14 protein-coding genes are annotated in these 26,235 nt (G+C 52.9%); 2 read left to right on the forward strand and 12 right to left on the reverse strand.

Annotation, left to right across the window (positions count from 1 at the left end):
* Nucleotide 1 precedes the first annotated feature (1 nt).
* The 6 genes from DQG23_RS28475 to DQG23_RS28500 form a co-directional block, all read right to left on the reverse strand.
* Entirely contained in the window at nucleotides 2-211 is a 210-nt protein-coding gene (locus tag DQG23_RS28475; protein ID WP_113034440.1) for a hypothetical protein, read from the reverse strand.
* A 412-nt stretch (nucleotides 212-623) separates the two neighbouring features.
* Nucleotides 624-869, reverse strand: a complete 246-nt coding sequence (locus tag DQG23_RS28480) for a hypothetical protein (RefSeq protein ID WP_113034441.1) — start codon at nucleotides 867-869, stop codon at nucleotides 624-626.
* Nucleotides 870-929: 60 nt separating this feature from the next.
* On the reverse strand, nucleotides 930-1,739 hold the full coding sequence (gene nadE / locus DQG23_RS28485) for an ammonia-dependent NAD(+) synthetase (protein WP_113034442.1): 810 nt from the start codon (nucleotides 1,737-1,739) through the stop codon (nucleotides 930-932).
* 216 nt (nucleotides 1,740-1,955) lie between these two features.
* A complete protein-coding gene (locus DQG23_RS28490; RefSeq protein ID WP_113034443.1) occupies nucleotides 1,956-3,608 on the reverse strand; it encodes a LamG domain-containing protein in 1,653 nt (550 codons plus the stop codon).
* Between the two features lie 170 nt (nucleotides 3,609-3,778).
* A complete protein-coding gene (locus tag DQG23_RS28495; RefSeq protein ID WP_113034444.1) occupies nucleotides 3,779-5,122 on the reverse strand; it encodes a neutral/alkaline non-lysosomal ceramidase N-terminal domain-containing protein in 1,344 nt (447 codons plus the stop codon).
* A 1,203-nt stretch (nucleotides 5,123-6,325) separates the two neighbouring features.
* Nucleotides 6,326-12,346, reverse strand: a complete 6,021-nt coding sequence (locus DQG23_RS28500; protein WP_113034445.1) for a DUF4838 domain-containing protein — start codon at nucleotides 12,344-12,346, stop codon at nucleotides 6,326-6,328.
* Between the two features lie 269 nt (nucleotides 12,347-12,615).
* On the opposite strand from DQG23_RS28500, the gene DQG23_RS28505 reads away from it, so the two are divergent.
* Both DQG23_RS28505 and DQG23_RS28510 read left to right on the forward strand, forming a co-directional pair.
* Nucleotides 12,616-13,494 (forward strand): AraC family transcriptional regulator, encoded by an 879-nt coding sequence (locus tag DQG23_RS28505; RefSeq protein ID WP_158560741.1) that lies wholly within the window; start codon nucleotides 12,616-12,618, stop codon nucleotides 13,492-13,494.
* Between the two features lie 145 nt (nucleotides 13,495-13,639).
* The gene (locus DQG23_RS28510) at nucleotides 13,640-14,302 is read left to right on the forward strand and encodes an HAD family hydrolase (protein WP_113034447.1); all 663 of its coding nucleotides are present in this window, start codon (nucleotides 13,640-13,642) and stop codon (nucleotides 14,300-14,302) included.
* 899 nt (nucleotides 14,303-15,201) lie between these two features.
* Here the strand turns inward: DQG23_RS28510 and DQG23_RS28520 are convergent.
* From DQG23_RS28520 to DQG23_RS28545, 6 genes are all read right to left on the reverse strand, one after another.
* Nucleotides 15,202-16,578 carry an extracellular solute-binding protein gene (locus DQG23_RS28520; protein WP_113034449.1) on the reverse strand — a complete coding sequence of 459 codons (1,377 nt, stop codon included), beginning with the start codon at nucleotides 16,576-16,578 and terminating at the stop codon, nucleotides 15,202-15,204.
* Between the two features lie 159 nt (nucleotides 16,579-16,737).
* Entirely contained in the window at nucleotides 16,738-18,939 is a 2,202-nt protein-coding gene (locus DQG23_RS28525) for a peptidase C14 (RefSeq protein ID WP_113034450.1), read from the reverse strand.
* A gap of 100 nt (nucleotides 18,940-19,039) precedes the next feature.
* Nucleotides 19,040-21,490: a twin-arginine translocation signal domain-containing protein gene (locus DQG23_RS28530; protein WP_113034451.1), complete on the reverse strand. Its 2,451-nt coding sequence runs from the start codon at nucleotides 21,488-21,490 to the stop codon at nucleotides 19,040-19,042.
* 44 nt (nucleotides 21,491-21,534) lie between these two features.
* Complete coding sequence (locus DQG23_RS28535) at nucleotides 21,535-23,268, reverse strand: IlvD/Edd family dehydratase (protein WP_113034452.1); 1,734 nt, start codon at nucleotides 23,266-23,268, stop codon at nucleotides 21,535-21,537.
* 38 nt (nucleotides 23,269-23,306) lie between these two features.
* Nucleotides 23,307-24,089, reverse strand: a complete 783-nt coding sequence (locus DQG23_RS28540) for an SDR family NAD(P)-dependent oxidoreductase (RefSeq protein WP_113034453.1) — start codon at nucleotides 24,087-24,089, stop codon at nucleotides 23,307-23,309.
* Nucleotides 24,090-24,470: 381 nt separating this feature from the next.
* Nucleotides 24,471-26,078, reverse strand: coding sequence for a type 2 periplasmic-binding domain-containing protein (locus DQG23_RS28545; RefSeq protein ID WP_158560742.1), 1,608 nt, complete (start codon nucleotides 26,076-26,078; stop codon nucleotides 24,471-24,473).
* Nucleotides 26,079-26,235: the final 157 nt, after the last annotated feature.

Below are 26,235 nucleotides of genomic sequence, written 5' to 3' on the forward strand. Positions count from 1 at the left end.
CCTATAATAAAAGCCTGCCGGTGTCATTGACGCCGGCAGGCTTTATTGTGACGCATAATCCGCGAATAAACGCCGACGTGCGTCTGTGGTGTTCGTCTTTGAACTTATTACGAGGTAGAAACACGATTTCAAAGGCAGCCGATAGCAAAGCTCCTTTGCTGGTGGCCCCCATACCCATTACCTCTTGCTCGCCTTCGGTGCTCTCCGTCACCTGCTTGCCCCTCCTTACTCGTCGCTTGCATGCGTTGTCCGATTTTGCCCACTTGGAATCGAGTACGGCTTTCTTTCCTCGTCCGCAGTCCGAAAACGCCTACTTGCAGCGGGGATTTTGCTCGGCACACCGGTAAATCCGTTCTTTAAGCGGGCAAAATCGGACTCCATCGTAAGGCGAACCTCGATCCCTTGATCCAAGCGGGCTATTTCGGACTACAGCATAGGGGGCTTATTCTCATAGTAAGGATAAACGGATTCGCCGTCCTAAACGCTTTCGAAGAAAGCGACTTCGTAAACATGAGCTAAATACTCGCGCGTTTATCGAGGCTGAGATCCGCTTCCGCGATATACGGATACATTCAATAAAAAACCGTTCGACGGCACAAGACCGTGAACGGTTTTTACAATATTTATCGTTTGAACAGCTCCAAGTAGCAAGACAACAAGTTCCCCGATTGCTCGACGCCGATACTGCGCACCGATGCCAGCGGGATAAGGTGTGTGAACGGATTATTGCGCTCCACGTAAGTAAACACCTTCGCTTCCCGGTCAAAAGCGGCGATCGAACCCGTAATTTCATTTTCGCCCGAGCCGATCGTTACGATCGATTGATCCGCGATCAGCTTCTCGACGATTTCGCTGAATGTTTGTGCCATCCTTAACTCCTCCTCGTTATATGCAGCATTATCTGTTCCGCTCCTATTTCTTGGCGACGACTAGATGCCGGGAATCGGCGAACGCTTATGCTCCGTTTTCAAATACTGTTTCTCCAGCTTCTCTTGGGCAGCCGGATCGATCTGCTTGCCTTCAAGATAGTCGCTGTTGTCGCCGTAAGTGATGCCGAGCTCGTTCTCGTCCGTTTGCCCGTCCCATAACCCCGCAGTCGGCGCTTTATCAAGGACGCTTTGCGGAACGCCGAGACTCGATGCCAATTGGCGGACCTGCCGCTTGTTGAGCGAGCTGAGCGGCGTAATGTCGACGGCCCCGTCCCCGTATTTCGTGAAAAAGCCGGTGATCGCCTCCGACGCATGATCCGTACCGACGACCAGCAGGTTCATCTCGAACGCCAGCGCGTACTGTACGACCATGCGGGTGCGGGCTTTGACATTGCCTTTGCCCCCGCGGCTCAGGTGCTTGTGAATGCCGAGCGACTTCAGCGCGAACTCGGTTTCCAGCACTGTTTCGTTCACGCCGTCCTCGATGTTCGTCTCCACCTTCTTGTCCAGCTTGAACGCTTCCGCTACCGCGTAGCTGTCGGAAATATCGCTCTGTTCGCCATATGGCTGGAACACGCCGAGCGTAATATATTCCTTGCCGGTTTCGGCAGTCAGCTCGTCTGTCGCTTTCTTGCAAAGACCGGTCGCAACCGCGCTGTCGATCCCCCCGCTAATCGCTATGAGCAGCCCGCTCGTGCCCGATTTAAGCGTATACTCCTTAAGAAAGTCGACCCGCTTGCGTATTTCCTCATCCACGTCGATTGCCGGGTTGACGCCAAACCGGTTGATCACGTCCTGCTGTAAGCTCATCGCTTCTTCACCTCTTCTGCGGTCTTTCGTTTCTCCCCCGATTATACCGCTTTTTGCCGCATAAGGAAAATAAACCTGCGCCTTCCGGAGGAGGCTGAGCGAAATCGTTTTGAGCGGTATAACATCTAGTCCGTCCGCATCGTTGCTATCCGATATTCGTTCATCATACGTACGTAAAAACCCCCTGCCGTCCAGACAGGGGGTTGTATCGCAGGCTTACCGACCTTCTCTAATTTTGCGGATATCATCCGCACTCAAAGCGTTATTATAGATGCGCAAATCCGATAAAGCTCCTTTGAAATAATGATGCTCGCCCGCTCCGATTTTTAACGAAATCTTGTTGGACAAGTCGTAATCCTGCGAGGAGAAATCGGATTTTTCGGACACCAGCTCGCCGTTAACATACAGCTGCAAGGAGTTGTTCGATCGCACGGCAGCGATATGCGCCCATTCCGTTCCGATATCGTCGTCGTACGAGACACATTTGCCCGCTTCATAGGAGAACACCTTACCGACGTTCGCATCCGGATTGTCCGAAGCTCTGCCGTGGCAGGTCGATGTTCCGGCATACAGCAAGCCGCCGTACGTCGCAAAGCAAGGGATGCGGCACCATGTTTCGATGTCGTACACGTCCCAATCCGCGTTGTCCACGAGCTGAGCCATGTTCTCCCATTGATGCAAGCCGTCGAAGCGGAAAACCTCCGATTTCGGGATGACACCCGCATAAAGCTTGCCATTGTAAGCGATCAGATCGTTTACCTCATTAATTTTATAGCTGGAGTCGATCCCGGTCTCGCCGAGATCCTCCCACTCTTCCCCGCCGAGGTAGCGGATGATTTTGCCGTCCGGCCATGTGCCGACCAACAGCTCGCCGCGGTGAACGTGGATTTTGTGTAGCTGCGTCTGCATGAGCGGCTGCTGGCTGATCCGCCTCCAGGTGCGGCCGCCTTCGTAGATGTACACGTCACTGTGCGTGCACCCGTACAGGCGTTCCTTCCAAACCGTCATCGAATCGAGCCGGTCGTCATGTCCGCCGACTCCGATTTGTCCGCAAAACTCCCAATTGCCTTTGCCGTCGTAGCTGAAGCATTGGCCGCGGTCGTCGCCGGTATATATTTTGCCTTGATAGGATGCGAGGCTGATCGTCGTTTGGCCTTTGCCGAAAGCGCCGCAGTCCACCCACTCGTGATCCTTCACGTAACGGAACAAACGGGTCGGCCCGCAAAGATTGGCATACATTTTCGTCCAGTCCCATACGCCGGTGCCGACATACAATTCCCCGTCGTGAACGATCATTGCCTGGACCGACCGCGTACGCGGGTCTTTGCCGACTCTGCCCACATCCGTCCAGCGGCCGTTTCCTTCATACCTGTACACCTTGCAGGCCTCTTCGTTCGTTAGCGCATCCGCCATGCTGGCATAAAGCTTGTTCTTGTAGACGACCAAGCCGGCGATGAGCGTATTGTCTTCCCGCGGCTTGCCGCAATCCCTCCACTCCCCGGTGACCGCGTTGTCCATGCCGAACAAGACGACGCGATTGTCGCTGACCGAGCTGTATCCGGAGCTGTTGCCGCCGACCGTCAGATGAAAGCCGCGCCGGGCATCCGCATCGAATTTGCTGAGCACGTCGCCGACAGGGTGAGCATGCTTGGGCGCTTTTACCCATGCCGTAACGGTGAAATCGCCGTCGTCAAAATGCAAGCCGGCTTGATCCTCCACTTCGATAAAGCTATCGATTCCATTAAAATACGCCGCACCGCCGGGCTGCCCGTCCACCCCTTCGACAAATTCCACATTGTGCATTTGCCCGTGATGCTTGCCGCAGCCATCCCGACCGCTGCCTTTTAACGACCATTGCGCGATTAACATGCCATATCTCTCCTTGCATCATATGTTATTTTCAAAGAACCGTACTCGTAAAGCCAGGGACAAAGTTTTCTCAACATCCTAGATAGAACACGCCGCTGAATGTCCGATTTCCCGGTAAACGCGCTCTTCCTTCTGAAAGGGTGGCGAGACCGTTTAAACTTGGCGGCTTGTCAAGCCCGCCGGTGCAGCGCCTGAGCCACTTGCCCGACGATGATATCTTCTATTTCCGGAACGAAAGGACCGCGGAGCCCGAAGAAAAAATTGCATTCCGCTTCGTAGCCGCCTTCGCCGATCATTTTACGGGTTGGTACATAGCTGAATACACCGTTTGTGTAGCCGATCACGATCATTTTGCCATTGCCGAATATTCGTTTCAGCAGCAGGGAGTATTCCGTCGACACCTCTCCCTCCATGGCGATCAGGGAAGTCTCTTCATCCAGCTGCCACACGGAAATATAGAACGGCACCCGCTCCTTGATCGTACCGTTCGCCATAGCGTCGATCGTCCGCAAAGCCGCGTTGCGGTAAAAATCATTGTACTTCGGATCTTCGACCATCCGTTCGTAGAAGGAAGCTTGTGTCTGCTCCGTATAAAGCAAAGGATCGCGGAGCTCCGTCCGGAAGCGGCAGTTCACTTTCGTAAACTCGCCTTGCTCCATGACCGTTATAACGTCCTTGGCCAAATAGGCGCCCGCCTTCCCCGTTCGAACGGCATCGCATGCGATGAACCGGTCCTCTTCCGCACTATGCAGCGGCTTCAGCTCGCCGGCGCAGCCCTGCAGGAACATGGCGATAGAACCGGGGTAAGCCTCCTCGAGTACGGCTGACGTCGTTCCGGCAAAATCGTTGGAGATCAAATAGTTATCCGAGCCCATCGCCGTCGTATGACAGCCGTAGCTGTAAATAATCCCCTTCAGGCTCCCCGCCGTGTCGGTCAGCTTTAATACGAACAAATCCTTGTCGATGTCCGCTTCGTAATAAGGCTGCCAGGATACCCCGCCTTCCGGCGTCGGGCGTCTCCGGCTCACCGCGAAATCCGACGTGCCGCGTGCGATTTGCAGCTCCCCGTCGCATAAGCTATCGAAGCAAGAGGAAACCGTACGCAGCAGCTCATCCCTAATGAAGGCAAAATAAGCTTCGTCTTCCGCATAGTCCAGCTCCTGCTCGTTCTCCGCCCAATAGGACTGCCCCATACTGTACCCGCCCTTGCGCAGCTCGGGATCGACGCCTGTCAAATAAACGGAGTGGTGCGTATGGGAAAAATTGATCAGCACTTCATCGGGTGCGAATCCGAAGCGCTCCCGTAACGCCTCTTTAATGCCTGCGATAAAGCTGCGGTCGGAGCCCAGAGCGTCTATCGTTACGATCAGCAGCGTTTGGTTCGCTTGAAGCAGGGCGGCTTTCATATAAATCGGTTCGAGAACCCCTTCGCTTTTATGCGATCTGTCACCGAATCCATGCATAAATATAGGCTTGTCAGGCGTGATATCCACTTTTCCTAAACTGAACTTCATGTTCGTTCTCCACTCCTCCGACACTATAAGTAATCGTTTATAAGCATCCTCTATGATCACTGTTCGAAAGCCGGGTCAACGAGATGTCCTGTCGTAAACAGCTCGATATGCCCGACATGACGTTATCGTTATAATAATTGCGCTTGCATTGCGCTTAATGGCGTAGAAAAGCGCTTTCGAATATCGCGCTAGTCGTGACTGGATTTATGAATGACCGTTCCTCGAAGATAACCGTTATCAAAACCATGAACAGGAGCAGAAACCTGCATGCAATCGGGCATACGATGGTTGATGTTCGCTCATCCTAGTACCCCACCCTTCCGGTTATCGTATAAGGAAGAGGACCTGTGCATCCTTTTCTTCCTTACCCTTCAATGTAAAATAAGAGCTTGCAAAATGCATGCCAAAATTTAATACGCTCCGGCCATTTTTTATAAAAATTTCAAGGCAAAACGCTGCCGGCGTCCTGTTACCGGCGTTTACCGTAGGTGTAGAGCCGCTTCTACGATATGCGTAATAGCAAAAGACAAAAGACCTAAGACCGTCCTAAGGACCGTCCGGCTATTCCGTAGCTGCCCTCCGCATTCAACCATGCCGCCGGGCTGACGCAAATTGTTGAAGAAACGGTTACGAAAGCAAACACGGAAATTTAATTGTTATGCATGGATTGTACGCGTAGTTGTGAAAACCTTATTGTTAATGAGGCTGTCCGCACTATTCCACCGGTAATCTGCTCGTTCTGCCCGTTAGTGAGGCAAACGGCATTATTCATTTCGTTTGCCTCACTATTGGTTGCGTTTGCCTCATTAACTCGCTTAAACACGGGTTTTCGGCGAGAAATAGTAAGGCTGGCCTCACTGATAGTTCACTTTGCCTCATTATGCCTCCAAAACACATGGGCTTTCGGCGAGGATTAGTAACGAATGCCACTAGTAGTTAACTTTCCCTTATTATTTTTCCGGAAAAAGGGCATCGGCGGTAAGGAGTAGGAGTTTGGGTAAAAGAATAATTTCGTTTGGCTCGCTAGCAATTACCTTTTCCTCAAGGCTTCACCAATTCGTGTGTTTCCCTATTCCATCTCGATTCGCACAAGCTATCGAAAAAAGGTGCCGACACTTTCGTCGGCACCCGGCCTAACGCGCTGCTGCGGCATGGATTGCGTTTCCGCCCCCGCGCGACTTCCGGCGCGCGGGGCTCGGTCCGCTAACTGCGGGGGATCGCAATCGTGCTCATTGGGGGCACAACTTCGTCGTCTCCCCCGGGCACCGCCCAGCGGACGCCGAGATAACGCTCCAGAAAATGTTTGACGCCCCGTTCGGTTCCCGTATCCGTCGGCCCGATGATCGTTATTTTATTGCCTGCCGCATCGATCACAAAACCGTCGTCCTGGAGCCCCTCCAACGCCTGATCGATCACCGGATAACCCGTAGGAACGGCGCCTCCGACATAAATCCGGACATAATCGTCATAGCTCTCCCCGCCGCCCGACAGCTCTTCTTCCGTTACGACCGGCAAAACGGCGGCCGATGACTTGAGCACATACTCGGCGAACATTTCAGCCGCGCCGTTCGAGACGAGCTCGAACCCCGGATTGCCGATCGGCAGCTCGTCGCCGTTCGCGTTTTTCATGACGACATCGTCAAAATACATATTTCTGACGCCGACCGAATCGGAGAAAAGAACCGCGGACGCATACGCCGCATTGACGGGAGCCGCTCTCGTTATCGATATCGGGGCCCATTGTCCCTCTATCCCTCCCTCGACATAACCGCCGTCGATCAAGGTTCCCGCCTGGTCGTAATAGTAAATCAATAGTAGCGGCAAGCTGCCTGACTCGCTGTACGTCATCGCGCTGACCGTATAAGCTTCACCCCCGGTTATCGGGACGAGATTGCTTTCCAGCCCTTGCACTTGAGTGACGGAGGCGTCGTCGATGTGTACGCTGTGGCCGCCGCTGTAGCTTTTGGACGAGACGATCTTCATCTTGCCGGCTTCCATTTCCCTGATCGGATGAGTCAGTCTCCACCCCGGTATCCGATGATCCGCCGGCGTCGGAACGACGACGACCGCTTTGGCTAACCCGTCTTCCACGATGACAATTTGGCCTTTCACAAGGAATGCCGCAGCTTCAACCGGCGGTCCGTTCTTGTAGCTCACCCCGTACACCACCGACTGATCCGACTCGCCCGCCGCAACGGCCGGAACCGTTAAGACCGCTATACGCGAATCCGGATTCCAGGAGTCGAGCGCTGCCGTTATTGCGGCGGGAGCTCCGGGCATAATCGCCTGCTCCACTTGGAAATCCCCGACCGTCGGCGCTTCGGAGCCTTCGGGCAGTTTAACCTGGATCGATCCGTTGACCGCCGTCACCCATATTTCCGGGTCGGTCTGATTGTCCTCCAGATGAATGACGTTAAAGTCCTCCGTTGCCCACGTATTTCCGCCGTACCAGCTCAAATAAAGGTTCTGCCCGTGGTAGTTCCTTAAGAAAAATCCCATCAAGGAGCCGGCAGTCTCAGGATCAATATTGATGCTTGCAAAAGGAATGACCTGAACGGTGTTCCAGCGGTCGCCATAAATACGGGAGCCGACCTTCCACTGCGTTTCCGGACTTCCCTGCCGGCCGGTCGGAGGATTGATCCCCATTTTAAAGCCGAATTTTACGTCGTTCATATTGCTGAAAAACCCTTTGTACATCGTGCTCGTATCGCCCAGGAACGTTTCGACGGAATCCGGAGTCGGCCCATCCCACCAATTGCCGGAAACGGCATCGTTATATACCATGGCGCCTATATCGGAATCGAAGTTTTCGTATCCGACATACAGATTGGTGTCGTCCCATAGGAGACGCACTTTCGTTTCAACAGGAGGCTGTTGCTTATCCGGCGTCGTCAAAAATTGATTGAACGGCTTGGCGTGAACCCACGGCCCCTGATTGAAATCAAGAGATTGCAGGATGATCTCTTCGCCTGCGTTCGTTTTGACGGCATACGCCGGCTGCCTGATGACTCCCGGGAAATCGATCATAATTTGATCCAATTCCCCGCGTATGACGCCGTTCTCGTCTTCGTGAGCCTCCACATAGGCGAGGAGCGCGTTGATCAGAACCTGCTGAACGCCATCCCACATTTGCGTGTATCTCATTTGGTTGTCTGCGATATACAACTTCCGCTTCGCCGCCATCTCGATGCTTTGCCTGAAATCGGCGACCATGGCGAGCGCAGACGTTTCGTCTGCAGGAACGGGTACAGCTTGCGTACGCGGATAGCTCAGTGCGGACGCCTCGTAAAACTCGAAGGTGCCCATCAAATATTCGGCGCGGGCCCGCTGTTCGTCCGTCTCCGCAAGGTCCACAACCTTTTGCATCAAGATGCGGCTTGCTTGCAGCTCTTCCTTCGTGATCATTTTCAAGTAATCATGGGTGTAGATGTTCAAATAATTCGATCTGGGAACCGAATGCTTCCACATTAAATACCATTCGGATTCGAACACGCGCCGGGTCCAAAAATCCTCCCAATGCTCGTAGTACTCCTGCAAAAACGGCGCTGAAGCCGATCCTACGGCAGTCGTATACCATTCGTTCGTCAGCTGCTCGACGTCCTGATCCGGATTCCACTGCAGCTTGGCCGAAATCCACAGCTTGGGGCCCTCGCCAAAGTTCGGCATCCACTCCGCCACATGGCCGATGACGCCGTTATCCTTGGCGTATCGATAGTTCTCGGCCATCTTGTGCAAATACATGCGCGGCAAGCTGTACGGCGAACCGAATAAATACTCGTAAAAACCGAAATTCGTCGCCGACTTTTTCCAGCGTACCATATGCGCTTGCGCTTCCGCATCGATTTCCGGATCGAGCCACGATACCCGGTCGTCCGTAATGTAAGGAATGACATGCGAATTAAGCTTAAACGGCGTACCGTCCGCATTCATCGGAGGATCGTAAACCTGGGCATACGCCAGCAATCCGAAATACTTGTCGGGATATTCCTCCAGAACGCCTTCGGCAATCCGGTTCACCCACGGATAGTAAAGATCGGAGATGTTCAATAATCCAATCGAGTTGAGATGATCGGCTCCCGGGTAATTCGGATGGCTCGGATCGGATTCGCAATGCTTTCTGCTGTCCGTTACACCCAAGGAGAACGATGACGCTTGCGGATTTTGCTGAAAATACTGCTTGATGCGTGCAATAGCCGCCGCTGCCGTATCGTCGTTCAGACACGGATTCCATTCCCAAGTACCGGGTTCAGGCAAAACGCCGCCGGGATAATATTCGGGATGATCGCCGAAAACCGCCGGATCGAACAAATATTCCAGGTTATGATGGAACTGAATATTGTCATGCATGCGGTTAAAACGCAGCCAGTCGACATTGGAAGCCGGAGACTCCATCCAGAAAATATGACGGGATATCGTGGCAGGCTCTTCGCGAACCCGCTCTTGAGGCACGATAATCGTGCTGCGTTTCGGCACATGCTCCCCTTCATCTCCAGGCATTAACCAGCGGACGCCGAGGTAACGCTCCAAAAATTCATAAACGCCGAATTCCGTCCCTTGTGAAGTCGAGCCGATAATTCGGATCGCGCCGTCCTCCGTTCGAATGACAAAGCCGCCGGTATTGATAGCAGCCAGTGCTTGATCGATGTCGGCATCTCCCGTCGGTGTGCTTCCTCCTACGTAGATGCGGATGAGATCGGGATCGATGCTTTCATCTTGCTGCAGCTGCTCCTCCGTTACGATCGGCAGCGTCGCCCCCGAGGCTTTTCGGACATACTCGACGAAAGTGTCGACTGCTATCCCCGCGTTATTTTCAAAACCGGGATTTTGCACAGGAAGCTCTCCGCCGCTCGTTTCCTTAAACACAACATCGTCGAAATATACGCTCCTCTTGCCGGTCGAATCCGATTGAAGCACGACTGCCGCATATTTCGCTTGGGCGGGAGCCGTACCCGTACAGGATAGCTCAGCCCACTCTCCCGTTTGATCGCCGATATCATAAGGGTAAAAATCGATCAGCGATCCGTTCTCGTCGTAAAAATAAATGAGAAGCGCCGGGTACGGATCGCCGGATTCCAAGTAATATTGCGCGGACGCCGTATAGCTGCTTCCGGGCGAAACCTCGACGCGATTGCTTTCCACCGTGTAGTTCATCGCATCCTCGTCGTTGATGTGCAAACTATTGCCGCCGCTGTGCTTCTTCGTATCGACGACTCTAACTTTGCCTTTCAGGAACGTGTTGTAATTATGCCAGCCCGGAATTTGATCGACCGGCAAATCCGGATTCGCCGGTGCGACGACGACCGCCTTGGCCTCCCCGTTCATGACGATCGGGATGCCGCCGGGTACGACGAATGCCGCCGCATCGACAGATGCCGCTCCTTTATAGCTGACCCGATATACGACCGACTGCGCGCTCTCGCTTGCATGAACGACAGGCACCGTTAAAACGGCCGTTTTCGCGTTTTCGTCCCATACAAGATGGGTCGGCGCTGCAGATGCCGGGGTGCCGTTACCAATCAATTGCTGCACAGCAAAATCGCCGATCGCCGGCACATTATTCGGCACCTTATCGAATGTAACGCTAATCGACCCGTTTACCGCGTAGACCGCAGCTATTACGGCAGAGGTTGACGGTTCATTACCGCCGTTGTTTCCGTTATTACCGCCGTTATTGCCGTTACTACCACCGTTGTTCCCATTGTTACCGCCGTTATTTCCGTTACTACCACCGTTGTTCCCATTATTGCCGCCGTTATTGCCGTTACTACCGCCATTGTTACCATTGTTGCCGCCGTTATTGCCGTTACTACCGCCGTTGTTCCCATTGTTGCCGCCGTTATTGCCACTGTTGCCGTTGCCTTGGGCGCCTGCTCCCGCCTCCAGCAATGGCCTCTTCTCGAAGGTCGTACCTCTTGCCTTCTCGCTGACGGCAGCCTTTTCGATTACTCCTTCCCCAATCACTTTAACGATCGCATCCAGAATCATCGAAACGACTCTTGCTTCTTTGCCGATTTGTATGCTCGCGCCCGATGCGCTTTCAGCTACCGCCAGCTCCCCGATCATGCCTCTCTCGAGTAAAATCGAGATGCTCTCCGCGTCGACATACACTCGGTCAAAGGTACCGGTCATCGTTACCTTCGAGCCATCAGCCAATGCCTCGCTGAGCTTCACTAAGCGAAATCCCGCATCCGGATCCGCACCCGACTCCTCCAAAATGACGGAGGATTTGACAACCGTTTCCGCAATGACCGTTTTGCCCGTTACCACGATACGCACCGTTCCTGCGGCTCTATCCACGATCACTTCAGCCAGCATGCCATTGTCTACATGGATGCTGTTCACCCCTCCGCCTTTAACGTTTGTCATCCCCCGAACGGTGACATTGCGTAGAAATACGTCGCCCTCCCCGATGCTTTCGGCCAAAAGCAGATTGCCTTCGATCTTCATATTCTGAAGAATGACATCCGAAGCACTGACAACGACATCGCCGTTGATCTGCCGAACACCTCCCGAAGGTCCGTATGTACCTGCACGGTCGAACGTGAATGCCGCTTTGGATGCCAAAGCCCGATCCAAAATAGCTACAGCCTCGGCGCGAGTCAGGAAGGCTTCCGGCTTAAAGCTTCCGTCCTCATAACCCTCCATGATTTGAGCTGCGGCAACCGCCGCAACCGCCACTTTGCTCCATTGAGCGATTTGCGCAGCATCTTTAAAGCCGTTCGCCGCGGTATCCTCCCCGCCAACTTCCAGACCCAGCAATCGAGCGATCATCATCGCGGCTTCTTGCCTGCTGATCTCCCTCTTCGCAGCGATTGTGCCGTCCGGATATCCCCCGGCATAACCGGCGTTAACCGCCTTCGCCAACTCTTCGTACTCCCAATCCGCAACGGTCAGATCGGAAAAATCGATTCGGCCCTTATTATGAAAGCCAAAGGAACGATTGATCAAAGCGACCGCTTCTCCCCGATTGACTGCGTGATCCGGTTTGAACGTACCGTCCGGATACCCTTCGATGTAATCGTTTGCAATCCATGCCGAAAGCGGCTTCTCTGCCCAATGATCCTTAATATCGGCAAATGCCGCGGGAAGAGAAGCGGACGGTGCGATCTGATCCGATGCTGCGCCATATGCCTTACCGACGGCGGAACCGAGTGAAGATAAGCAGAGACATAACATCATAAAGCACATCAAAAGCTTTTTGCCTCGCCTGCCAAATGATTTCATCGTACACCTCCTAAAAATTTGTGTTTGTTCGCATGACGGGAAGGTTTTCTTCCCCGTGTCTTGTATGATAAAATGAGCGCATCCGCGAAACACGTCAAATCGAAGAACGGAACGGTCATTTTTTTAAAATATAAGAATTATTTGTTTCACCTATCAAGCGCTTACATTTCATCGGTAAACGCTCCTGTCCTTAGCTCATGCTTACGAAGCGTTTTCTTCGAAAGCGTTTAGGACGGCGAAGCCGTTTATCCTTGCAGGAGGTTCGAGCGATGATCACCATCCCCGAGCACATGGATCTGTCGGAAAATCCGAAGCAGGGACCTCTGCCGTTTTATATCGGGATACACGAAATCATTTCCACTCCTTTGCACTTTCACGAACATATCGAGTTCTCCTTCATCATCGAAGGAAGCGGCACGGAATCCATCAACGGCAAAACGCATCGCCTCCGTCCCGGCGTGGCCTCCTTAACGCTGCCTAACCATATGCATGAAATATCTTGCGACGTTAACCATCAAGTGCGTAAATATTGCTGCATGTTCGATATCAATATTTTGCTGGACAGCTCTTACGATTCCGAATGGTGCGGCCTGCTTTATAAAATAGGCTCGCAGTACCCTTCACATGTCGAATTCTCAGCCGACGAAACCAAATGGATAAGCGAAATCCTCCACAAACTGCTGGTAGAAAGCAACCGCGCCTCACTGCTTCCCGGCCGAAACAGCATTATTTGCTCCATGATCAAGGAGGCGCTGCTCCGATTCGTTCGCGCCGCAAGCTGCATCCCTTCCGCCGACATTTCCAGAGAGCCGGCAATGAAGCAGCCGTTCTGGCCCATCCTGCAATATATTCACGTTCATTACACCGACGCGGTCTCCCTCGAAAGTTTGTCAGAACGATTCGATGTAAGCGCTTCCTACATAAGCCGCATTTTCAAACAATATTTAGGCATAAGCTTCCTCACCTACTTGCATCAGCTGCGGATCGAGTCCGCATCCAACCTCCTGACGTCGACCAACATGTCGATTATCGACATCGCCGCCGAAACCGGGTTCGAATCGTACCGCACCTTCTCGCGCGTATTTCAAAATCTGAAGAAAGTTACGCCCAGCGAATACCGCAGCATGCATAAGAGCATTTCTCGCTAGTCCTGCCGCTAAAATTGTACAGAAAAAAAGCCAGGACTTACGGGAGGCATTGCGCTGAACGGGCAGGAAAGTTATATCCAAGACCCCTTTATTACGTTATCATGGTAACAAAGTAAAGTGATAACGTATGAAAGGATCGAGATGAATGGGGTATTCAATTGAAGCAGTTATATTTGATTTCGACGGTTTAATTAGAGATACCGAAACGTTCGAGTTTTACTCCTTTCAAGAAGTTTTTAGCGAGTACGGTGTTGAACTGCCGCTGGACCTGTATTGCAAAAGAATAGGGGGACATATGAAGGCGTTCGACCCTTATTCCTATCTGCAAGAATGTGTGGGAAAGCCTATCAATCGCGAGGAATTGAGATTAGTAAGAAGACAAAAATACGATATCATGATGAAACACGAAAAAACTCGTCCAGGCGTTCTACATTATTTAGAATCCGCCAAGAAGCTCGGTTTGAAGATAGGTCTTGCATCGAGCGCCCCCTTTGATTGGGTTATGCCCAATTTAGAAGAATTACATATTGTCGGTTATTTTGATTGCATTCGAACTCACGATGATGTAAAAAAGGTGAAGCCGGACCCCGAGCTTTATTTAAATGTTTTGGATTATTTCGGCGTTCCTCCTCAAAATGCGATAGCATTTGAAGATTCCCCCAACGGTGCAAAAGCTGCAATGGCAGCAAACATGCATACTGTTATAGTTCCAAATGATCTCACCAAAAACTTACTATTTGACGGATATACTATACGATTACAGTCGATGACGGAAATCGATTTAGAACGGTTAATAGATAATCTTTAGATTCAAAAAAAGGGGCTGCCTTAAAAGGGGCGTTCCATTTGGAGAATACGTGCCTTTACCGCCGCCTGCCAAGCCTATTCGATTCGCTAATCAAGAATCCGTAATAGGTACGTATACGGCAATTAATGAGATGAACGCAGTCTTGGACATATCGCTAAAAAACAATGAGCTTTACCTCACGGTTCCTAAAATGCACGGCGTCCCCTACAAATTCAAACTTGTGCCAGTAAGCCACGATTCAACCAGGACAACTTTTATAACCAAAATGATTAATGAACAACTTGTGTTCCGATTTTCTGCATCCGGAGAAATGGAGCGCGTTGAATATACCGATTATTTTCGTAACAACCATATACTCCAGAGAATTAGTACGTCATCAAGTCTAAAACTAGGGATCGATAACTTGGTTACGAAAACAAACACGGATATCGCAACGGTTATGCACGAACCGTGCGATTAGTGGAGAAAACCTTATTATTCATAAGGCTGTCCTCACTATTTCACTGGTATAATGCTAGTTCTCGCCCGTTAGTGAGTCAAACGCAACTATCAATTTCGTTTGGCTCACTAATAATATCGTTTGCCTCAGTATCTCACCAAAACACAGGTTTTCGGCTTGAAATAGTGAGGTTTGCCTCACGAATAATAATCTTTTCCTCATTATGAGGGTTACTATCCGTTGCACGATCCCGCTCATGTAGCAAGAAAAATAATAGCCTTAAATAATTCCCCAATAATAAAGAATGGCGATACCTATCATGTGTATTGAACTTCTGACGATTAAACTAAGATGCAGACCGAGAGCACAGCCCCCCCTCCCTCTAAACGCAAACCTCGCCCACAACAAAGAAAAAGACGGATCTGATGTATCCATCAGAACCCGTCTTTTTCATGCCGCTTTATGCGTACTGCCCGCTTCCCTCGATCGAAGAGCATAACGATTCCTCGTTCTCGAGGCCGGCCCAATACAGCTTAAGCTCTTGGTTAAGCTCGGCAAGCTCCGTCGCGTTGATGCCAAGGTCCGTGAAATAGCGGAAGCAAGGCATCGTCTCGCGGAAAAGCGAGAACCGCGACGGCCTGTAACGCTGCTCCTCGCCGACCCATTCCGCCGCCAGCCTGCGCGCCGGCAAGCTGTACGTATGCTGCCGGATAAACAGCTGCGACTGGTAGGAGGTCAGAAATTCGACAAGCTTGACGGCGGCGTCCTTCACCTGGGAATGCCGATACACCGCAAGCCCCGTATTCAGCAGCAGCGTAAGCGGCGTGCCGAGATGCGGAACCGGCGCAATGTCGAAAGGCAGCTCCTCGCCGAGCAAATAGTTCAAATAAAAATAACTCGTCATGATCATCGATACTTTGCCTTTGGCCAGCAGCCTCTCCGATTGACCGGTCGTTACGCCTTCCGACAAATACGGAATGCTGTGCTTCATTTCCTTGCTGTAACGAAGGGCATCCATCATCGGCGTACCGGAAAGCTTGATCCTGCCGTTCGCGCTGCGTTCGAATCTGGCTCCCGCTTGAAGCAGCAACAACGGCCACCGGTTAGGCGAGTACAGATCGCAGTGGAAGCCGAGCCGTTCATTAGGAATCGCCAGCTTGTTCGAGTGCTCGATCAAATCCTGCCACTGCCAGCTGCTGTTCGGCTCGGACAGGTTCGCTTCTTGAAAATGACTGCGGTTATAGCATAAAATAAGCGGCGAAAAAATGAACGGCTGCACGAGCAGACGGTTATCCCCCGTCGTGAACGCGTCCGAAAGAAAAGGATACAGCTCCGGATTCCGCTGCTGCGGCTCCAGCAAATCGCCGTTGTCGATTTCAAGAAATTCCTGAAAGTTGATATAGTTCATCATGACGACATCCAGGATGCCGCCTGTCAAATAGTTATGAATATACGCGTAGCTGTATCCCGACAATGGGACGGCCTGCACCCGAATATGCGGATTTTCTTTATGAAACAAAGACAACAGCCTTAAAATGTCCGCTTCGCCGGTAACGGAAGTGTGGAAGCCAAGCTTCACGGTGACGAACGACCCTTCGGGCTGCCCGACCACTTTCGTTCCGACCCGGGGAATTTTCTCGATCAGCCCCTCCGAAACCAGCACGTCCAGCCCTTTGCGCACCGATTGGTTGCTCAAGCTGTACTGCTCTGCGAACGCTTTTTCGGAAGGCAAATATTCGCCGGCCGTTCGTTTTCCCATCAAAATCTCTTCCCGAAGCAAGTTCACGAGATCGCCTAGGCGCGTCCGGGATGTTTTGCGACTATTCCGTTTGTCCATTTTAAAAACCTCATTCTTCAAGCGATAGGCCGGAGCTTTATGAGTTTCCGCATGTCGTTAATTGTTATTATAGCAATCGTCTACCATTCAATGTCAATAGATCGCTAAACGGTCAAAATATGCACTTCCGCCGGCACCGAGAAAGGCCGCCGATTTCCGTTAAATCGTCAAGTTTCCTTCGTTATGCTTAACCCCAGCCGATTCCTCCGGCAGAGACGACCGGTCGACACTTTCCTCGATGCAAGCATGGATGAACAAATAACGTCCCTCACCGAATCCGCCCTCCGCAGCTTCGTACCTGCCGCCGATAAAACGCGATCCGATTGCCTTTAGCTTGTGACCGCCTCCGGCGATGTGAAAATGCGCAGTGTCCGCATCCGATGCGGCGCTCGTCAGGTCGCCGAAGCTCCATGTGACGGCGTTCCCCGGCTCCGTGCTCTTCAGGAACGCTTTTTCCGCATTCGTTCCGCTGAATTGCGCCCCGCCGCCGACGGTAACGGACTGATCGGGTTTGCCGGCAGCAGCTTGATCCCAAGCGCCCTCCAGCAGAAGGCAGCAATTTCGCAGACCGCCGCCTTGCATGATAATCTCCTTGCTTTTGACGGTCAGGCTTCCCGCCTGCGGAGAAGCGCCTTCGAACCACGTATTGATCAGAATTAGCCGGTCTATGCTGCCCACGCTAACCTTCTCAATGCCATGGAATCTGCAGTTCTGCATGACTACCTCGGAAGCGACCGGCCGATAGCCGACATCTTGATTTTCGGCCGGACGGGCAATTTCGATATCGTTTACGGTACCGAACGTACAGTTGTCGAGCACGTTTCTTCGAACGGAGCGCGCCGAGCTTTGCGAGAGCGTGACCGTTTTTTGCGCGGTACAACCCTTCATCTGCAGTCCGTCCGCATTCGCCCAAATCGCGCCGGAATACGGGTTGCCTTCCTTAACAAAAACGTGGACATCCTCCAGCGTCAAATCGGTCAGCTTCTTGTGCGCGACAACCCAGCACGCCGTGTGTTTCTTGACCGTAATCCGCTTGGCGCTGTCGCCCCAATGCGTGCCGCTGTTGGCGAACGACAGCAGACCGGAATTGCCGACGAACGTCAAATCATGCTCGAACTGCCCGTGCGTCACGAATGGACCGTAATCGTCGCCGTCGCTATGGCAATTCTCGACCATGCAGTACGCTGCACAGGTAAAATCGTTTAAATGGCGGGCGTTGCTCGCATTGCAATCCCGAATATGCCCATAAAGTACATTAAGCTGCTGGGTCAAGTAACCCGTTCCGCCCCAATCGCGCTCCACCGGGTTGATCAGCTCGCAGCGCTCCGTTACGAAGTACGTGCAATAGCGGCGCTGAATGACCGGCCAGAAAACATGCTTCGCTTCGATGCCGGATACATCGCAGCTTACCGCGAATTCGTAAGCGACCGGATTCGAGCCGATTTGATCCCAGGTTTCAAAAGGTCTAATGCTGGTCGATGTGCTCGGAGGAACCGGAACGCCGATAAATTTCATATTCCTCACGTTGCTCCGGACGACCGGATTCATTTTTTTGAGCGTAAGCTCGCGTCCGGCTTCGATCGTCCAGCCGAGCTTGTAGTTGAACCGGACATGCGTGGCGTCGATAATCTCCGTTACCTTCAAAAGATAATCCAGCTCGCGCTGCGCCTTGCCTTCCGGACGATGGGCGATACGCGCGAGCCACCAGTCCTCTTCCTGGAAAGCGGAGGAGTCGGCGACCTCCAGGACGTCCGTCAGCTCGGCAAGCTCGGCGGTTAACTTCACCGTTTGCGCGACGCCGGCTTCCATCCCTTGAAAGAAGATTACGGCTCCGAACGGATTATCCCTCGTATTCAAGGCAATGCCTTCCGTCGTCACCGTATGGCCGTGGAAATCGAATTCCAGGTTGCTGCGATGGAACGTATGACGGCGAATGAAGTTCAAATTCGTATGCGCCTCGATCCGGCGGATCGAAGGATCGTTCGCCATCGCATCCATCGCATCGTCCGCATTCACGCCGGAACCGAAAATCCCGAACCAGCGGAAATCCGCGACGCCGTTATGCAGAGCTTCCCATCGGCCGCTTGCGGCAGTCCGGTCATCCGAAGCTGCGGAAGGGACATGAACCGTTCCCCCGTTATCCGCCTTCGCGCTGCCGGATACCCAGCGCATAAGCTTGGCTCCGCCGTCGCCGGCTTCGAAATAACCGGCTACCTGTACGATCGTTCCTTCCCGAAGAAGGCCGGTCGCGAGCGAGAGCAGCTCCTTCACGTTCGCAGCCTGCAGCAAATGGCGGCCTTGGGGGCCGCCCTGCTGCAAGCTGTTTGCACAATCATTCGCATGTTCATTGCTTTGAAGCATTGGCAAACAACCCGTTTCTATAAAATATGCATTCGGCTTCTTGCTAACATGTACGATAAAGTAGTTATGATGCCGGTGGGCCGAATATAAAGCTTACTGCTTAAGCGATCGTCAAATTGCCGGCGCTATGCTTAACGGTTTCCGATTCTCCCGGAAGCGCGGAGCGGTTGACGCCCTCTTCGATGCAGGACGTAAGGAACAAATAATTGCCGTTGCCCGAGCCTGCGTTCGCAGCGTTATACTTGCCGCCGACAAACCGCGAGCCCTGCACTCTGACTTTATGGGAGCCGCCTTCGATATGGAAATGCGCCATATCGGAAGAACCCGCCGTACTGGTCACATTGCCGAGGTTCCAAGTAATGATGTTGTCCGCAGCAACGCTTTTCAGGAACGCTTTATCCGGATTGGATCCGCTGAACGAGGCGCCGCCGTCGACCGTAATCCATTGATCGATTTTGTTCTTCGCATTGTTGACGTCGCCGACTTTATCCCATGCCCCCGTGAACAGGAAGCAGCAATCGACGAGTCCTCCGCCCTGCATGACGACTTCGCGCGTACCGACTTTTACGGTGCCGCCCGCATCCTTCAAGCCTTTAAACCATGTGTTGATGAGCGTCAGCTTGTTGATGCTGCCGAGGTTGACGTCTTCTACGTTGTAAAATTCGCTGTTCAAAATCGTCAATTCCCCGTTGCTCGGCGTATAACCTACTTGCGTCGTGCCGTTGCGGATCGGACGGGCAAGCTCATAACCCTTCAGCATGCCGAAGGAGCAGCTGTCAATCATGTTCACTTTCTTGCCGCGCGACGAGCCCTTATTGATCGTAATCATTTCCTGCGCCGTACAATTTCTCATGACCAAGCCGTCCATATTGACCCAAATCGATCCCGAGTTGGCCATTTTCGTACCCGGCTTCGTATACGTCACGACTGCATGGCAATCCTCCAGCGTCAGGTCGGTAATCCGCTTCATGGCTACGATCCGCGAAGCGATATGTTTCTTGACCGTGATGCGCTTCGCGCTGTCGCCCCATGTCGTGCCGCTGTTCGCAAACGACAGCAGACCGGAGTTGCCGATATACGTAATGTCGTGCTCGAATTGGCCGTGAGTAACGAACGGGCCGTACTCGTCGCCGTCGCCGTGGCAGTTCTCGACCATGCAGAACGCTGCGCAGGTAAAGTCGTTCAAGTGACGGGCGTTGCTCGTGTTGCAGTCCCGGATATGTCCGTACAAGACGTTGATCTGCTGCGTCAGGTAACCCGTGCCGCCCCAATCGCGTTCTTCCGGGTTCATCAGCTGACAGTTCTCCGTTACGAAATGCGTACAGTAACGGCGCATAACGACCGGCCAGAACACCTTCGTCGCATTGATGCCGGAAGCGTCGCACTCGACCGCGAATTCGAACGCCACAGGGTTCGATCCGATTTGATCCCAGGTTTCGAACGGCCTTTGGCTTGTTCCGTTAACAGGCACCGGAATGCCGGTAAAGCGCATATTCCGAACGTGGCAGCGGAAAGCGGGAATGACCTGCTTGTAAGTAATTTGACGGCCCTTGGCAAGCAGCCAGCCGGACTTGTAGTTCAAGCGGATATGGGTAGCATCGAAAATTTCGGTTACCTTGACCAGGTAGTCCAGCTCTTTCTGCTGGCCGCCGCCCGGGTTGTTTTTAACTTGCGCATGCCACCAGCTGTCCACCGTGAAGATCGAGGAATCGGCTACTTCGAAAATATCCGAATACTCGATGACGTCCTCAGCCAACGTTACCGTTTGGGTCACGCCGGTCAACGTGCCCTGGAAGAACATGACCGCGCCGAACGGATTGTCGATCTTGTTCAATTCCATGCCTTCGGTCGTAACCATATGCCCATGGAAATCCACTTCGATATCGCTGCGATGGAACACGCTGCGCTTCACGAAGTTCAAGTCGGAGTGGGCCTCCACCCGATGAATGGACAAATCGTTGACCATCGCGTTCAGCGCATCGTCGGCATTCTTCGCCGCATCGAAAACGCCGAACCAGCGGAAGTCGGCTACGCCGTTATGCACGACCTCGAAGCGGCCGTTCCCATTCGCCGGCGTATGCACGGTACCGCCGTTGTCCGCTTTGGAGCTGCTTGCCGCATAACGCACAAGCTTGCCTCCGCCGTCCCCGTTCGCAGCATAGCCGCCTACGAAGACATGGACTCCGTCCTTAAGATGCCCTGGAGGAAGAGCAATCAGCTCCGCTACATTAGCAACCTGCAGGACGGTACCCTTGCCATTATCGTTATCTTTATCCTTGTCTTTATCCTTATCTTTGTCCTTATCTTTGTCTTTATCCTTGTCTTTATCCTTATCTTTATCGTCGTTTCCTTGCCCCTTATTCGATTGAGCGTTGTCTGCCAAAGCCAGCTGGGATGCGAGGGCGCTGCCTGCAAGCATAACGCCTCCGATTCCTAGAGTCTTAAGTACGTTTCTTCTGCTGATACCTTCTTTGCTGGTGACTCCTCCGTTACTGTTTTGCTTGTTCGCTTCTGCAGCTTCGGGCTTCCCTTTGTTCTCTTCATGCAACATAGACAACAGCTCCTCTTCGTAATAGGGATAAGGTTTATAAACCTCTACTTCTTATTGCGAATCTCCGGCGGCTGCAGGAAATCGAAATCGCATCCCTCGTCCGCCTGGAGAACACGCTCGATAAACAATAATCCATACCCGCGGTCGTACGCCGGGGCTGGCGCTTGCCACTTCTCTTTGCGCCGGCGGAGCGTCTCGTCGTCGACGTACAGCTCCAGCTTGCGCGCCTCAATATCCAGCTCGATTTCGTCGCCGTCCTCGACCAGCGCAAGCGGTCCGCCGACCGCCGCTTCCGGAGCGGTATGCACGATCAGCGCGCCGTAGGACGTGCCGCTGATCCGCGCATCGGAAATCCGCACCATATCGCGGACGCCTTGCAGGAGAAGCTTCTTCGGAATCGGAATTTGTCCGATTTCCGGCATCGCAGGTGCGCCCTTCGGCCCCGCATTTTTGAGCACGAGCACGCTGCTCTCTTCAACGTCCAGATTCGGATCGTCGACGCGGTCGATCAAATCCTGAGGCGAGTTGAAGACGACGGCACGGCCGCGGTGCTTTTTGAGATGCTCCGATACGGCCGTTTGCTTAATCAGCGCTCCGTTCGGAGCGAGATTTCCGCGCAGTACGGCGATGCCGCCCTGCGCCCCTAACGGCTGATCGAGCGGAGCGACGACATCGCGGTTCGGAATGGTGACGTCCCGCAAGTTTTCGGCGACGGTTTGGCCGGTAACGGTCAAGCAATCGCCGTTCAGTCTCGGCTCCAATTCCTTCATCAAAGCCGGCACGCCGCCCGCCTCGAAAAACTCCTCCATCTGGTATTTGCCCGATGGACGAACATTTAAAATAAACGGCGTCGCCGCGCTGATTTCGTCAAAACGCTCCAGCGGCAGCTTGTAGCCTAAACGTCCCGCGATGGCGACCAAATGAATGATCGCATTGGTCGAGCCGGCGCATGCCATCGTTACGCGAATCGCATTGTCGATCGACTCCGGCGTAATGATATCGCGCGGACGGATGTTCCGGCGAACGAGCTCGACGATTTGGATGCCCGTAGCTTCGGACATATGACGGCGGCGGGAATCCGGCGCCGGAATAGCCGCGCAGCCGGGCAGCGCCATACCGAGCGCTTCGGCGATCGCCGCCATCGTGCTTGCCGTACCCATGACCTGGCAGTGGCCGTCGCTGCGGCAAACCGCATTTTCCGCGTCGGACAGCTGCTGGTCGCTGATGTTGCCGGCTTTATGCTCAAGCGTAAATTGATAGCAGTCCGTACATGCGCCGAGCGACTGGCCGTTCAGCCTGCCGTTCAGCATCGGTCCGCCTGTCAGGACGATGGCCGGAACATTAGCGCTGATCGCAGCCATCAGCTGTGCAGGTACCGTTTTGTCGCAGCCGCCGATCAAGACGACGCCATCGATTTGATGGCCCTTGATCATTTCTTCCGTATCCATCGCCATTAAGTTGCGAAGCAGCATCGTAGTCGGCTTCACATACGGCTCGCCGATCGAAATCGTCGGGAACTCCATCGGAAGGCCGCCCGCCTGCCAAACGCCGCGCTTGACGTACTCCGTCAGCTCACGGAAATGGGAGTGGCATTTGTTCAGCTCGCTGAACGTATTGGCGATGCCGATAACCGGCTTCCTCAAATCGCCGTCCGTATACCCCATCGATTTCGTAAACGAACGATGGATAAAGCCCCAGAAACCGGGGTCGTTAAAAAATTTCTCGCCGCGAAGCTGTTCTTCGCCGTTTGTTCCCGACTTTTTATCTTGTTCCGTCATTTTCGTAAGTCCTCCTCGAACGGTATCTAAACGCTTGTTTACAAGTCGCTTGCATTGGCAATGTGACCGCCGTCAACGACAATCGTCGTGCCTGTGATGTAGGACGCTTCTTCCGACGCCAGGAAAAGGAAAGCGTTTGCCACTTCCTCGATCGTTCCAAGCCGCCTCATCGGCGTACGCTCGGTCAGCTTCAGCGTTTCGGCGGACTTCTCCTTCAGCTCGCGGTCGAGCGGCGTATCGATAAAGCCCGGCGCAACCGCATTAACGCGAATGCCGTTGCCGGCCAGATCGACGGCCATCGATTGCGTGAGCAGCACGACTCCGCCTTTGGAGGCATTATAGTGGGCAAGCACGGCGCTTCCGGCCAAACCGTTCTTGGAAGCCATGTTGACGATGGAGCCGCGAATGCCGCTTCCGATCATCTGCTTGGCGATCCACTGGCTAAGCTGGAACGTTGCGTTCAGATTGACGTCGATAATTTTTTGCCAGCGCGAAAGCGGAATGTCGACAAAAGACTCGCGTGTCGCAATTCCCGCATTGTTGATCAAAATATCGATGCCGCCCCAGCAATCCCATGCGGCTTGCGCAGCCTTGTCCACCTGCTCCGGCTCGCTCAAATCGCAAACCACGCTCGACACCTCGACGTCAATCCCGCGCTCACGCGCGGCTTTGCGTATCGCGGCTGCCGATTCCTCAAGCTGATCCGCCCGAAAATCAAGCAGAACAACGCTTGCCCCTTCCATCACAAACTTTTCGGCAATCCCTTGTCCAATGCCTCTGGCGCTGCCGGTAACCAGCACCCTTTTTCCTTGCAAACGCATCTAACAAGCCTCCGTTCTGAATTAGCGAAGAAGCATCGCTACGGCCACACTTACGATTTCGCAAGGATAAACGGCTTCGCCGTCCTGCACGCTTTCAAAGAAAGCGGCTTCGCAAGCCTATGTTCGGACGAACGCGTTTACCGTTGAAATATAAGCAATTGATATAGGAAAACTATCCACTCTTATATTTGAACAAATGTAAGTCTGACAGGATGGTTCTCCCGCGACAGTATTTTCACTCCTACCGATCTTACCTTGTCTCTTTATTTCAAAGCAATCTATTAATCCTTATATCTAAGGAAGAAAGGCCAATGCTGCGATTGGCCTTTCTTGAAATCCTATATCTCCGTCGATCGTTCGATTTCCCGGTAAAACGTGCGATTAGTTTTCCGATTTGAACGTAACGGTTTTGCCTTGCGCTGTCGCTGTAATCGCTGCGTAGTTTTCGAAGATCGCTTTGCCGCCGTATTTGTTCATAAGCTCTTGACGGTAATCAGGCCATTTGGCAGCGTCTTTCTCTTTAAACAGGATTTGCGTATGGAACACGCTCATTTGTTTACGCAATGCGCCGATATCCATGCCTTCTTTAACGGTCAGAGCCGTGCCGACGGAAGGAAGGATTTTGTACGAACGAATTTTTTCGACGATTTTTTTGTCGCGGTCGGTGATGTTCGGATCGATAATGTCGAATCCGTATACTTCCGGTTTACGCGGCGTGAACCAGCCGTAAATTTCCAGGAAGTTGCCGTTGTCCGAAACGTTCGCTTTGTAGTTGTCTTTGTTGACTTCGATTTTTTTGCCGTCTTTTTTGTAGTCGACGCCCTCTTGGCCGTAACGAGTCAGCAGGAAGCCTTCTTCGCCTGCAAGCCAGTCGAGAATTTCGATCGAGCGTTGGACTTTCGCATCGGACGATTTGGAGCTCAGCAGGAACGGATTGCCTGGAATCGTTTCTACCCAAGTACCGGTTTTTTCCCAAGGGTGGAAAGGCTGCCAGTTGGCGTTCGTTTGTCCCGCTTGCTTCGATTTCATTTGCAGACCTGCAGGGTTGTTGTCGAACGCAAGGTCTTTGCCTTGGCCGATGATGATACCCGCTTTGCCTTGCGCCGCTTTGTCGAAATGCTGGCCGTATTTATTCAGGAACCAGTCAGGGTCGACTACGCCGAGATCGATTGTTTTCTTAATATCGTTTAATACATTCGTCATGCCGATATCGGTGCGGACGTCGATGAATTGTCCGTCTTTCACATACGTATCGCCGATATAACCGTTTTTGAGGAACTCAGGGAAGTCCATCGAAATGTTGGCGCCGGCGCCGGCAGCCGTGAAGCCGTAAGTGTCGTTTTTGCCGTTGCCGTCCGGATCTTTAAACGTGAAAGCCTTCATGACTTCGATGAGCTCGTCGTAGTTGGTAGGCATCTTGAGTCCGAGCTTGTCGAGCCAGTCTTGACGGATGTAAAACGTGCGGTACAAATCGGTTTCGTAAGGAACCGGAGCGCGTTTGAAGGCGCCTTGAACTTGATAGGTTTTCAGGTTCGCTTCGGTCACCCAATATTTAAAATAGTTAGGCATTTTGGCCGGCGTAACGATACCGGTCATATCGCGGGCAACGCCGTCTTTGATATAGTTGTTGGAATCGACGCCTTGCGAGTAGAACACGTCCGGGATATCGCCGGAAGCGATCAGCGTGTTCAACTTCGTTTGGTAATCGGCGCCCATCGGCATATAAGTCATTTTCATCTCGACGTTAAATTTCGACTCGATCGCTTTTTTCACGAAATCTTTGTCGGCAGCCGGAAGCTGATACGTCGCATCCGCGATGACCATCCAGTTCAGCGTCAGCTTTTCTTTATTATTCGCCGCGCCTGGCGATGCGCTTGCGCCGCCCGACGGAGCCGGCGATGTAGACGGTTTTTCTTCTTTGCTGCCGCAAGCGGCGAGCACGAGAGACGAAGCAAGCAATACGGACGTTACCTTCGAGAACGTTTTCAAAACAAAGACCTCCCTATTCGATTTTGCATAATTGAGAATAGCAACAACTTCACTTGGAAAGCTACGACCAAAAGTAGGAAACGGAACTGCACTTTCGTTCACCGCCGACCCGGATGCTTCCCGTCCGGCCTTCATCACCCCCAAGAAGAGTAAACGC

Origin of the sequence: Paenibacillus contaminans, from assembly GCF_003285015.1 — a bacterium.
GTDB lineage: Bacteria > Bacillota > Bacilli > Paenibacillales > NBRC-103111 > Paenibacillus_V > Paenibacillus_V contaminans.

What these genes read in the sequence shown, in the direction of transcription:
- DQG23_RS28480 (WP_113034441.1), bottom strand. Translation starts at nt 869, where the DNA reads ATGGCACAAACATTCAGCGAAATCGTCGAGAAGCTGATCGCGGATCAA.
- nadE (WP_113034442.1), bottom strand. Translation starts at nt 1,739, where the DNA reads ATGAGCTTACAGCAGGACGTGATCAACCGGTTTGGCGTCAACCCGGCA.
- DQG23_RS28490 (WP_113034443.1), bottom strand. Translation starts at nt 3,608, where the DNA reads ATGTTAATCGCGCAATGGTCGTTAAAAGGCAGCGGTCGGGATGGCTGC.
- DQG23_RS28495 (WP_113034444.1), bottom strand. Translation starts at nt 5,122, where the DNA reads ATGAAGTTCAGTTTAGGAAAAGTGGATATCACGCCTGACAAGCCTATA.
- DQG23_RS28500 (WP_113034445.1), bottom strand. Translation starts at nt 12,346, where the DNA reads ATGAAATCATTTGGCAGGCGAGGCAAAAAGCTTTTGATGTGCTTTATG.
- DQG23_RS28505 (WP_158560741.1), top strand. Translation starts at nt 12,616, where the DNA reads ATGATCACCATCCCCGAGCACATGGATCTGTCGGAAAATCCGAAGCAG.
- DQG23_RS28510 (WP_113034447.1), top strand. Translation starts at nt 13,640, where the DNA reads ATGGGGTATTCAATTGAAGCAGTTATATTTGATTTCGACGGTTTAATT.
- DQG23_RS28520 (WP_113034449.1), bottom strand. Translation starts at nt 16,578, where the DNA reads ATGGACAAACGGAATAGTCGCAAAACATCCCGGACGCGCCTAGGCGAT.
- DQG23_RS28525 (WP_113034450.1), bottom strand. Translation starts at nt 18,939, where the DNA reads ATGCTTCAAAGCAATGAACATGCGAATGATTGTGCAAACAGCTTGCAG.
- DQG23_RS28530 (WP_113034451.1), bottom strand. Translation starts at nt 21,490, where the DNA reads ATGTTGCATGAAGAGAACAAAGGGAAGCCCGAAGCTGCAGAAGCGAAC.
- DQG23_RS28535 (WP_113034452.1), bottom strand. Translation starts at nt 23,268, where the DNA reads ATGACGGAACAAGATAAAAAGTCGGGAACAAACGGCGAAGAACAGCTT.
- DQG23_RS28540 (WP_113034453.1), bottom strand. Translation starts at nt 24,089, where the DNA reads ATGCGTTTGCAAGGAAAAAGGGTGCTGGTTACCGGCAGCGCCAGAGGC.